This is a genomic window from Salinicola salarius (assembly GCF_002179555.1).
GTDB classification, from domain to species: domain Bacteria; phylum Pseudomonadota; class Gammaproteobacteria; order Pseudomonadales; family Halomonadaceae; genus Salinicola; species Salinicola salarius_A.
The window spans coordinates 1-10,542 of the sequence record NZ_NHOU01000051.1 but is presented as its reverse complement, the minus strand read 5'-3'; the positions used below and the strand labels follow the sequence as shown (position 1 = coordinate 10,542).

Here is a 10,542-nt window from a genome sequence, read left to right as displayed (position 1 = left end):
GGATCAGGCAGCGTGACCTGAATAGTTACTTTCGCCTTTAGCTTTCTACCGCTGAATCTCCTGCGCGACTTCCGGCGCTGCCTGGTGGCGCAAGCCTGCTAACGCTAGCGATTTTTCACGTCTTTTGCTGACTTCATGAATTCAATTCTTCTGCGACAGCCTGCCGCAGCGAATTCTTCATTCGACTCGCTTGAAAAGTCCAAACATACCGCCATCTTATAGTCAACCAACGAAAACGACGAGCCGCCAAGACCCCTTGTGCCGGCTTCTGGAGGTGACGATATGCGTATGGATCGCATGACAACCAAGCTACAAAATGCGCTGGCCGAGGCGCAATCTCTGGCGGTAGGACGCGGACACAATCAACTCGATCCCGGCCATCTGTTGATGGCCTTGCTCGACATGCGCGACAGCGGCATCAAGGGATTGGTGCAAAAAGCGGGTGGCGACGTTAGCCGGCTGCGCGAAGGGCTGGCCAGCTATCTCGGCAATCTCCCCGAGGTGGGCCAGTTCGATGGCAACGTCAGCATGAGCCAGGACCTGGCACGGCTGTTCAACCTGGCCGATCGCGAAGCCCAGACCCGTGGCGATCAGTACATCGCCATCGAGCTGGTGCTGCTTGCCGCGCTGGACATGAAGAACGGGCTCACCAAGGTGCTGACGCAGGCGGGGCTGGATCGCAAGCGTCTCGCGACCGCGATTGGCGAACTGCGCGGTGGCGCCAATGTCGATGACGCCAACGCCGAAGAGAAGCGCGAGGCGCTGGAAAAGTACACCCTCGACCTGACTGCCCGGGCCACCGAAGGCAAGCTCGACCCGGTGATCGGCCGCGACGACGAGATTCGCCGCACGATTCAGGTCTTGCAGCGCCGCACCAAGAACAACCCGGTCTTGATCGGTGAGCCCGGTGTGGGCAAGACGGCCATCGTCGAAGGGTTGGCGCAGCGCATCGTCAACGGCGAGGTGCCCGAGGGGCTGAAAGAGAAGCGCGTACTCTCTCTCGACATGGGCTCGCTGCTGGCGGGCGCCAAGTTCCGTGGCGAGTTCGAGGAGCGGTTGAAATCCGTGCTCAACGAGCTGTCGAAGGAAGAAGGGCGCGTCATTCTGTTCATCGACGAGCTGCATACCATGGTCGGCGCCGGCAAGGCCGAAGGGGCTATGGATGCCGGCAACATGCTCAAGCCGGCGCTGGCCCGGGGCGAGTTGCACTGCGTCGGCGCGACCACGCTCGACGAGTATCGCCAGTACATCGAGAAGGATGCGGCGCTGGAACGCCGCTTCCAGAAGGTGCTGGTGGACGAGCCGTCCGAGGAGGACACCATCGCCATTCTGCGCGGCCTCAAGGAGCGCTACGAGGTTCACCACGGTGTCGATATCACCGACTCGGCGATCATCGCCGCGGCCAAGCTGTCGACCCGCTACATCACTGACCGTCAGCTACCCGACAAGGCGATCGATCTGATCGACGAAGCCGCTTCGCGGATCCGCATGGAGCTCGACTCCAAGCCGGAAGAGATGGATCGCCTCGACCGGCGTCTCATTCAGCTCAAGATGGAGCGCGAGGCGCTGAAGAAAGAGACCGACGAGGCGTCCAAGAAGCGCCTCGACAATCTCGAGACCCAGATCGGCGAACTCGAGCGCGAATACGCCGACCTCGAGGAGGTGTGGAAGGCCGAGAAAGCGAGTATCCAGGGGGCGGCGCAGTACAAGGCCGATCTCGAGCAGGCGCGCATCGACCTCGAAGCGGCCCGGCGTCAGGGTGATCTGGGACGGATGTCGGAACTGCAGTACGGTGTGATTCCCAGGCTCGAGCAGCAGATCACCGATAGCAGCGATAGCGCCAGCGCCGATACTGCCCAACACCAGCTGTTGCGCTCCAACGTGACCGAGGAGGAGATTGCCGAGGTCGTCTCGCGCTGGACCGGGATCCCGGTGGCCAAGATGCTCGAAGGCGAGCGCGACAAGCTGCTGCGCATGGAAGAGGCGCTGCACGAGCGGGTCATCGGCCAGGACGAAGCGGTCAGGGCGGTGGCCAACGCGGTACGCCGTTCCCGCGCCGGGCTGTCGGACCCGAATCGGCCCAACGGTTCGTTTCTGTTCCTGGGCCCGACCGGGGTGGGGAAGACCGAGCTGTGCAAGTCGCTGGCCAACTTCCTGTTCGACACCGAGGAGTCGATGGTGCGCATCGACATGTCCGAGTTCATGGAGAAGCACTCCGTGGCCCGGCTGATCGGCGCGCCTCCCGGCTACGTCGGTTACGAGGAGGGCGGTTATCTGACCGAGGCCGTCCGTCGCAAGCCCTATTCGGTACTGCTGCTCGACGAGGTCGAGAAGGCGCATCCGGATGTGTTCAACATCCTGCTGCAGGTGCTGGAAGATGGTCGCCTGACCGATGGACAGGGGCGCACGGTAGATTTCCGCAATACCGTGATCGTGATGACCTCCAACCTGGGCTCCGACGTGATCCAGCGCATGGGTGGCGATGATAGCGATTACTCCGCCATGCGCGACGCGGTGATGACGGTAGTGGGCAACCACTTCCGGCCCGAGTTGATCAACCGTATCGACGAGGTCGTGGTATTCCACGCGCTGGGCCAGGAGCAGATTCAGGCAATTGCCTCGATCCAGCTCGACCGCCTGCGCAGTCGTCTCGCCGAGCGCGACCTCAAGCTCGCTGTCACCGACGAGGCAATGGCTCAGTTGGCGGTGGTCGGCTTCGATCCGGTGTTCGGCGCGCGTCCGCTCAAGCGGGCGATCCAGAGCCGCATCGAGAACCCGCTGGCGCAGGATCTGCTGTCGGGCCGATTCCTGCCGGGCGACACCATCCGCGTTCGCGCCGAGGGCGATCATCTGGTCTTCGACAAGTAACAGTTGTTCGGCCCGGCGGTGTGCCGGGCCGAGCGGTTCTGTCTTGCCGAGACAAACGGTCTTTCCAAGATAAACGGTCGCGTCCTGACCGTCTTCCCGCCCGTGGCGCTCGATGTCACGGGCTTTTTTACGTTTGGGATTCCCCTCTCGGCGATAGCTTCTGCTGCAGTTTCTCCAGCGAGACGCCTTTAGTCTCCGGCATCAGGAAGGCGACAAAGGCAATCTGCAACACCATCATGAAGGCGAAGAAGGCGAACACCGGCCCGCCGTTGAACACGCTCAGCACCCACGGCGTGACCAGGGTAATGACGGCGGCGAAGAACCAGTGCGTGAAACTGCCGAGCGACTGCCCGCGGGCCCGTTCGCGGTTGGGGAATATCTCCGAGATGAAGACCCAGATCACCGTGCCCTGGCTGATACCGTGGGCGGCGACGAACAGGCATAGCTGCAGCGGGATCAGCGCGCCGCCCAGGTTATCGGTGAAAAAGGCGTGGGAGATGATAGATAGCGAAATGATATAGCCCACCGAGCCGATGTACATCAGCGTTCGCCGGCCGAATCGATCGATCAGCGCCATGCCGATCATGGTGAAGATCACCATGATTAGGCCGATCCCCGCCGTCGAGAGCAGGGCGGCGTTGTCACCCAACTGGGCGGACTCGAGGATACGAGGCGCGTAGTAGAGCACGAAGTTGATGCCGGTGAACTGGTTGAAGAAGGCGATCAGAAAGGCGAGCACGATGGGCAGGCGATAGCGGCGCGAGAAGAATCGCGAATGCACCTTGCTGTCCTCGCGATCTGCCGCCTGGATCTCCTCGATCTGGGCCTGGTTGTCGCGATGCGGATCGATCTGGTCCAGTACCTTGGCGGCGGCGCGGGTGTCGTTGCGGTTGAGGATCAGCCAGCGCGGGCTCTCCGGCACCTTGAGCAGCGCCAACGTGTAGACCAGCGCAGGGATCGCCTCGATCCCGACCATCCAGCGCCAGGCATCGTCGCCGAGCAGGCTGCCTAGAATGGCGTTGGAGACATAGGCCATGAAGATCCCGAACACCACGTTGAACTGGTAGAGCGCGACCAGATTGCCACGCCGTTCGGCGGGCGCGATCTCGGAGATGTAGGCCGGCGCGGCGACCGAGGACATGCCCACCCCGAAGCCACCGATCAGGCGGAAGAACGAGAACCAGAACGGGTCGGTGGCGAGCGCCGAACCCACGGCGGAAACGAAGTAGAGGACGCCGATGATGAAGAGCGTGGTACGGCGGCCCAGGCGATCGGTCGGCCAGTTGCCGAAGATCGCCCCGAGAACGGTGCCCCACAGCGCCATCGACATGATGAACAGTCCATGCTGGAGATCGCTCAGCCCCCACAGCTCCTGGATGGGTTTGTCGGCTCCGGATATCACGGCGGTATCGAAGCCGAACAGAAAGCCTGCCATGGCCACGAACGCGGACCATTTCACGATGGGGGACATGCGCGTTACTCCCATGGGTCGGTTTTGCCTGCAAGTCATCGACCGATATCCGAGCCGGCAAGGCAGGGATTCGATACGGTCTTCGATTCAGTACAGCAGCGATGTCTCGATGGTGCTGCGAAAAGCGAACCGACTTTAGTCGGCGTCATGGGCATATATTGCGGGCATTCCCCTCGCCAGGCGCCAGGTTGTCGGCGCCGGAGGTTGACAGCCTCGGGGCGCTGGTGGAATCTAGGCGATTCCTGATTGCGGGCGCAGCCAAACTACGGGTGATCCCCGGCCGCTGCGTGAAGGGTAGGTTCCGAGCGACCTCTACCCGCCTGTCGAAGGACAGGTTTCTCGGCTTTTGCCGGGAAACCAAAGGGCGCGGGCCAAACGCCTGTTCCCGCCAACCCCGATACGGCGATCTGCCGTGTCTGGAGCTGTCGGCGCCGAGGCGCAGGCGGTTCCTATGAGTGCGGGTCCCCACCCCGGGCCCAGGACGCCAGGATATGGCATCAGGCGTCGACCGCAGGTCGACAGCGGCGTACCGCCGTGATTGAGCTTCGTTTCCGTGGATCGCGCCAATCGTTCACGGATCGGTTTTGTGCCCAGAACCGCGAAGCGGCACTCGAACTTCCAGGGGAGACTCACCAGTGGAATTACTTTCCGGCGCCGATATGATCGCCCGCTTTCTGAAAGACGAAGGCGTCGAGCGTATCTATGGCTATCCGGGCGGCGCGGCATTGCACATCTACGATGCCCTGTTCCGCCAGGATAGCGTTCAACACATTCTCGTTCGGCACGAGCAGGCCGCGACCCACGCTGCCGATGGCTACGCCCGCGCTTCCGGCAAGCCCGGTGTGGTGCTGGTCACCTCCGGCCCCGGCGCGACCAATGCCGTCACCGGCATTGCCACCGCCTACATGGATTCGATTCCGATGGTGGTGCTGTGCGGTCAGGTCGCCAGTCACCTGATCGGGGAAGACGCCTTTCAGGAAACCGATATCGTCGGTGTCACCCGGCCGGTAGTGAAGCACAGCTTCTCGATCCGCCATCCCAGCGAGATTCCTGAAGTCCTGAAAAAGGCGTTCTATCTGGCATCGACCGGCCGCCCCGGCCCGGTGGTAGTGGATATTCCCAAGGACATGACCGCGCCCACCGAGCGTTACGAATACGTCTACCCGAAGAAGGTCAAGATTCGGTCCTACAACCCGGTGACGCGCGGACATAGCGGCCAGATCAAGAAGGCCGTCGACATGATGCTCAAGGCGCGCCGGCCGGTGTTCTATACCGGCGGCGGCATCGTCACTGGACGGGCTTCGGAGGCGTTGACCGATCTGGTCCAGCGGCTCGGTTTCCCGATCACCACCACGCTGATGGGCATCGGCGGCTATCCGCAGGGGGACCGCCAGTCGCTGGGGTGGCTCGGGATGCACGGCAGCTATGAAGCTAACATGGCGATGCATAACGCTGATCTGATCATCGCCATCGGCGCGCGCTTCGACGACCGCGTCACCAACAACACGTCGAAGTTCTGCCCCACGGCCAAGATCGTCCATGTCGACATCGACCCCAGCTCGATCTCCAAGACCGTGCGGGCGGACGTGCCGATCGTCGGTGCGGCGGGCAGCGTCATCAACGAGATGATCAGCCTGGTCCAGGATCGCGAGCCGGCCAATCCCGAGGCGCTGGGCGAATGGTGGAAAAGCATCGATGGCTGGCGGGCCGAGCGCAAGAACAGGCTCTACGAACCTTCGAAGCCGGGCGAAGCGCTCAAGCCGCAAGAGGTGATCGAGGCGGTCTACCGTGCCACCCGCGGCGAGGCGTTCGTGACCACCGATGTGGGCCAGCATCAGATGTTCGCGGCGCAGTACTACAAGTTCGCCAAGCCCAACCGTTTCATCACCTCCGGCGGTCTCGGCACCATGGGCTTCGGTTTTCCGGCGGCGATGGGCGTCAAGCTCAGCTATCCGCAGGACGACGTGGTCTGCTTCACTGGTGAAGGCAGCTTCCAGATGATGATGCAGGAGCTGTCGACCTGTAAGCAGTTCGATGTCGGCGTCAAGATCGTCAATCTCAACAACCAGTCGCTGGGCATGGTGCGCCAGTGGCAGGACTTGAACTACAAGTCCCGTCACGCTCACTCCTACATGGAGTCGCTGCCGGATTTCGCCAAGCTGATCGAGGCCTATGGCTTCACCGCGATCAAGGTAACGACGCACGAAGAGCTGGCTCCGGCGCTGGAGCGTGCCTTCGCCGATACCAACGAGCTCGTGTTCCTCGATATCTACGTCGATCCATTCGAACACGTCTATCCGATGCAGGTGCCGTTGGGCTCCATGCGTGACATGCTGCTTTCGAAGACGGAGCGGACCTGATGCGCCATATCATCTCGATTCTGCTGGAAAACGAACCGGGCGCTCTGTCCCGCGTGGTGGGGCTGTTCTCCCAGCGCAACTTCAACATCGAAACCCTCAACGTGGCGCCGACGGAAGATCCGTCGCTGTCGCGGCTGACCGTGACCACGGTGGGCGACGACCGGGTGATCGAGCAGATCACCAAGCACCTCAACAAGCTGATCGACGTGGTCAAGCTGGTCGATCTGACCGAGGGCAACCACATCGAGCGCGAGCTGATGCTGGTCAAGGTCAAGGCGCTGGGGGCGGCCCGCGACGAGGTCAAGCGCACGGCGGACATCTTCCGGGCGCAGATCGTCGACGTCACGCCGAGCGTCTATACCGTGCAGATCACCGGCGACGCCGGCAAGCTGGATGCTTTCATCCAGGCGATGGCGCCGATCGGCATTCTGGAAGTGGCACGGACCGGCGTGTCGGGCATTGCCCGTGGAGACAAGCTGCTCACGTTGTAAGTGACCAGCGGTAGTTCGACGCCCGGCAGGAGTAATCCTGTCGGGCGTTTTGCGTCTTGTATTTTTAGCCTCTCCGGCGGGTCGGATCAGTTCGGCAACTGCGCCCACAGCGCCTCGATCAGCGCGCTCTTCAGGCGCCGCTTGAGCACGCACAGGCCGACATCGTAGTGAGGGAGTTCCGGCTTGACCGGCAGGATCGTGATCCGGTCCAGCAAGGGGCTGTTGTCGAGCACGATGCGCGGCACGATGCCGACCCCGAATCCCAGTCCGACCATGCTGACGATCGCTTCGTTACCCGCCACCTGCGCATAGATTCGCGGGCTGATGCCCATCGCCCGAAACCAGGTATCGGCGTGATCCCGCGACAGGCCGGACTCGGACAGGATCATCGGCACGCCTTTCCACTGCGAGGGTGTCGGCGTTTCCGGTGTGGCGGGCAGCCAGTCGGCGCCGTCGCGGGGCGCGATGAAGACCAGCGGCGAGGTCGCCAGCGGCTTGAATGCCAGGGCATCCGGCAGGCTACGCGGGCGCGCGGTGATGGCGATGTCCTCGTTCTCGGCCTGTACGCGGGCGATGGCGTCCGCGGGATCGCCGGTATGCAGCTTGATCTCGATGCGCGGATGGCGCTGGCGGAACTCGCTCAGCAGGCGGTAGAGAAAGCTGTAGCTGGCGGTGACCGAGCAGTAGATGCTGATCTCGCCGGCCAGCTCGCGGGTTTCCGCCATCAGCGTGGCCTGCATCGCCTGCCACTGCTCCAGCGTTTCCCTGGCGTAGGAGTGGAACAGCTGACCCTCCCGCGTCAGCGTGACATGGCGATTGTCGCGTTCGAACAGGGTGACGCCGAGCGTCTCCTCGAGCTGGCGGATCGAGCGGCTCAGTGTCGATGGGCTGACATGGCAGGCATCGCTGGCCCGGCCGAAGTGCAGATGGTCGGCCAGGGCCAGAAACTGGGTGAGCGGGCGGTAATCCATGGTCTTGTCGCTGATTCGTTTCAGAAAATGAAATGTCGCATTGCAAATATAGCGTTTTACGCAACAAGTTGTCTGGCTTATCGTGGCTCCAGGCTAAAACGAACAGCGCCGCGCGAGACGACGCCAGTGGCCATCAACGCTGACAGACATTGAGTGACGACAGTTCCGGGCCAACGGCCCATCGATTTCCGGAGTACGACATGCACGTTTATTACGACAAGGATTGTGACCTTTCCCTGATCCAGGCCAAGCAGGTCACGATCGTCGGCTATGGCTCACAGGGCCACGCTCACGCCAACAACCTGAAAGAGTCCGGTGTCGACGTGACCGTCGGTCTGCGCAAGGGCTCTTCTTCGGCTGCCAAGGCCGAAAGCGCCGGTCTCAAGGTGGCCAGCGTCGCCGAAGCGTGCAAGACCGCCGATGTCGTCATGATCCTCGCGCCGGACGAGAACCAGAAGGTCATCTACGAGCAGGATATCGAGCCGAACCTGAAAGAGGGCGCCACCATCGCCTTCGCTCACGGCTTCAACATCCACTACAGTCAGGTCGAGCCGCGCGCCGATCTCGATGTCATCATGATCGCGCCCAAGGCGCCGGGTCACACCGTGCGTTCCGAGTTCGTCCGCGGCGGCGGCATCCCGGACCTGATCGCCATTCATCAGAATGCGTCCGGTCAGGCCAAGGAGATCGCGCTCTCCTACGCGGCGGCCATCGGCGGCGGTCGTAGCGGGATCATCGAAACCACCTTCAAGGACGAGACCGAAACCGACCTGTTCGGCGAGCAGGCTGTTCTCTGCGGCGGCGCGGTCGAACTGGTCAAGGCCGGCTTCGAAACGCTGACCGAGGCCGGTTACGCGCCGGAGATGGCCTACTTCGAGTGTCTGCACGAGCTCAAGCTGATCGTCGACCTGATGTACGAAGGCGGCATCGCCAACATGAACTACTCGATCTCCAACAATGCCGAGTACGGCGAGTACGTCACCGGCCGCGAAATCATCAACGACGAATCGCGTGCCGCCATGCGCAAGGCGCTGCAGCGCATCCAGGACGGTGAGTACGCCAAGATGTTCATCGCCGAAGGCGCCTGCAACTACGCTTCGCTGAACGCTCGTCGTCGCCAGACCGCTGAGCACCCGGTCGAGCAGGTCGGGGCCAAGCTGCGCGCGATGATGCCGTGGATCACCGCCAACCAGCTGGTCGACAAGAGCAAGAACTAAGACTCGACCCGCGGGTTTCGACAGGGGCGCGACGATTGTCGCGCCCCTGTTCGTTTGGCCGAACCCATGACGTTTGCCAGGCGCTTTGCGCGAGCATCTGTCGAGATTCCCGCTAGGCTGTAGAATGGGCTGGCTATACATGCCCGAGCGCACTCGCCACTATAGGACTCGCTTCATGACGCAGGATGACCGCCACCACGAGCAAGAGCCCGAGACCATTACCATCGGTGCCACCTCTCCATTGTTCGACGACGAGGATGAAGTCATCGAGGAGACGGTGGAGAACGGCAAGCGGATACGCCGCCGAGGCATCTATCTGCTGCCCAACCTGTTCACGCTCTCGGCGCTGTTCGCTGGCTTCTATTCCATCGTGGCTGCCATTAACGGCGACTACGCCAAGGCCGCCATCGCGATCTTCGTTGCCATGGTGCTCGATGGGCTGGATGGGCGCGTGGCGCGGTTGACCAATACGCAAAGTGCCTTCGGTGCCGAGTTCGACAGCCTGGCCGACATGGTCTCGTTCGGTATGGCCCCGGCGCTGGTCGCGTTTACCTGGATATTGCAGGACGTCGGCAAGATCGGCTGGATCGCGGCGTTCATCTTCGTTGCCGGCGCCGCGCTGCGTCTGGCTCGTTTCAACGTCCAGATCGGCAGTATCGACAAGAAGTGGTTCGTCGGTTTGCCCAGCCCTTCCGCGGCGGCCATCGTGGCTGCCTGCGTATGGGTCTTCCATACCTTCGACGCCGAGTCGCTGGGCTTCAAGGTGTTGATGACCGTCGTGGTTGCCGCTGCCGGTGTGCTGATGGTCAGCAACGTGCGCTATCACAGCTTCAAGGAGATCGATTTCAAGGGACCGGTACCGTTCGTGTTCCTGTTGGCGATCGTGCTGTTGTTCGTGCTGATCTCCATCGAGCCTTCGGTCATGCTGCTGGCTCTGTTTGGCTGCTACGTGATTTCCGGCCCGATTTTGGCGCTGGGGCGATTGAACAAGGGGCGCAGAGAGAAGCGCCGTAGCGAAGCCGGTGGCCAGAACTCGCAGGATGACTGAAAGCTGAATGTGGCCTCATGCTGCTGAAACGCCCGCCCCGCGCGGGCGTCGTCGTTTTTGCCGGGCACGGTTTTGACCGAATGCGCAAAAAGTGACAAACAACACTTGCCAAGCGG

At 62.2% G+C, this 10,542-nt stretch carries 7 protein-coding genes; 5 read left to right on the top strand and 2 right to left on the bottom strand.

Going from position 1 to position 10,542, the window contains the following annotated elements:
- Positions 1 to 282: 282 nt before the first annotated feature.
- A complete protein-coding gene (gene clpB / locus CCD76_RS18155; protein WP_087720941.1) occupies positions 283 to 2,868 on the top strand; it encodes an ATP-dependent chaperone ClpB in 2,586 nt (861 codons plus the stop codon).
- 127 nt (positions 2,869 to 2,995) lie between these two features.
- Here clpB and CCD76_RS18150 read toward each other — a convergent pair whose 3' ends face one another.
- Positions 2,996 to 4,339 (bottom strand): sugar porter family MFS transporter, encoded by a 1,344-nt coding sequence (locus CCD76_RS18150; RefSeq protein WP_087720940.1) that lies wholly within the window; start codon positions 4,337 to 4,339, stop codon positions 2,996 to 2,998.
- 635 nt (positions 4,340 to 4,974) lie between these two features.
- On the opposite strand from CCD76_RS18150, the gene CCD76_RS18145 reads away from it, so the two are divergent.
- The gene (locus CCD76_RS18145; protein WP_087720939.1) at positions 4,975 to 6,699 is read left to right on the top strand and encodes an acetolactate synthase 3 large subunit; all 1,725 of its coding nucleotides are present in this window, start codon (positions 4,975 to 4,977) and stop codon (positions 6,697 to 6,699) included.
- A complete protein-coding gene (ilvN, locus tag CCD76_RS18140) occupies positions 6,699 to 7,190 on the top strand; it encodes an acetolactate synthase small subunit (RefSeq protein WP_071230775.1) in 492 nt (163 codons plus the stop codon). The genes CCD76_RS18145 and ilvN overlap by 1 nt, the downstream gene beginning before the upstream one ends.
- 86 nt (positions 7,191 to 7,276) lie before the next feature.
- Here ilvN and ilvY read toward each other — a convergent pair whose 3' ends face one another.
- Positions 7,277 to 8,161 carry an HTH-type transcriptional activator IlvY gene (gene ilvY / locus CCD76_RS18135; protein ID WP_087720938.1) on the bottom strand — a complete coding sequence of 295 codons (885 nt, stop codon included), beginning with the start codon at positions 8,159 to 8,161 and terminating at the stop codon, positions 7,277 to 7,279.
- 200 nt (positions 8,162 to 8,361) lie between these two features.
- On the opposite strand from ilvY, the gene ilvC reads away from it, so the two are divergent.
- Entirely contained in the window at positions 8,362 to 9,378 is a 1,017-nt protein-coding gene (gene ilvC, locus CCD76_RS18130; RefSeq protein ID WP_071230777.1) for a ketol-acid reductoisomerase, read from the top strand.
- Positions 9,379 to 9,553: 175 nt separating this feature from the next.
- The gene (gene pssA, locus CCD76_RS18125) at positions 9,554 to 10,426 is read left to right on the top strand and encodes a CDP-diacylglycerol--serine O-phosphatidyltransferase (RefSeq protein WP_087720937.1); all 873 of its coding nucleotides are present in this window, start codon (positions 9,554 to 9,556) and stop codon (positions 10,424 to 10,426) included.
- The last annotated feature ends 116 nt before the right edge of the window (positions 10,427 to 10,542 follow it).

Bases quoted from the DNA above. Each gene is read 5' to 3' on its own strand.
- clpB (WP_087720941.1), top strand. From the start codon at position 283: ATGCGTATGGATCGCATGACAACCAAGCTACAAAATGCGCTGGCCGAG.
- CCD76_RS18150 (WP_087720940.1), bottom strand. From the start codon at position 4,339: ATGTCCCCCATCGTGAAATGGTCCGCGTTCGTGGCCATGGCAGGCTTT.
- ilvN (WP_071230775.1), top strand. From the start codon at position 6,699: ATGCGCCATATCATCTCGATTCTGCTGGAAAACGAACCGGGCGCTCTG.
- ilvY (WP_087720938.1), bottom strand. From the start codon at position 8,161: ATGGATTACCGCCCGCTCACCCAGTTTCTGGCCCTGGCCGACCATCTG.
- ilvC (WP_071230777.1), top strand. From the start codon at position 8,362: ATGCACGTTTATTACGACAAGGATTGTGACCTTTCCCTGATCCAGGCC.
- pssA (WP_087720937.1), top strand. From the start codon at position 9,554: ATGACGCAGGATGACCGCCACCACGAGCAAGAGCCCGAGACCATTACC.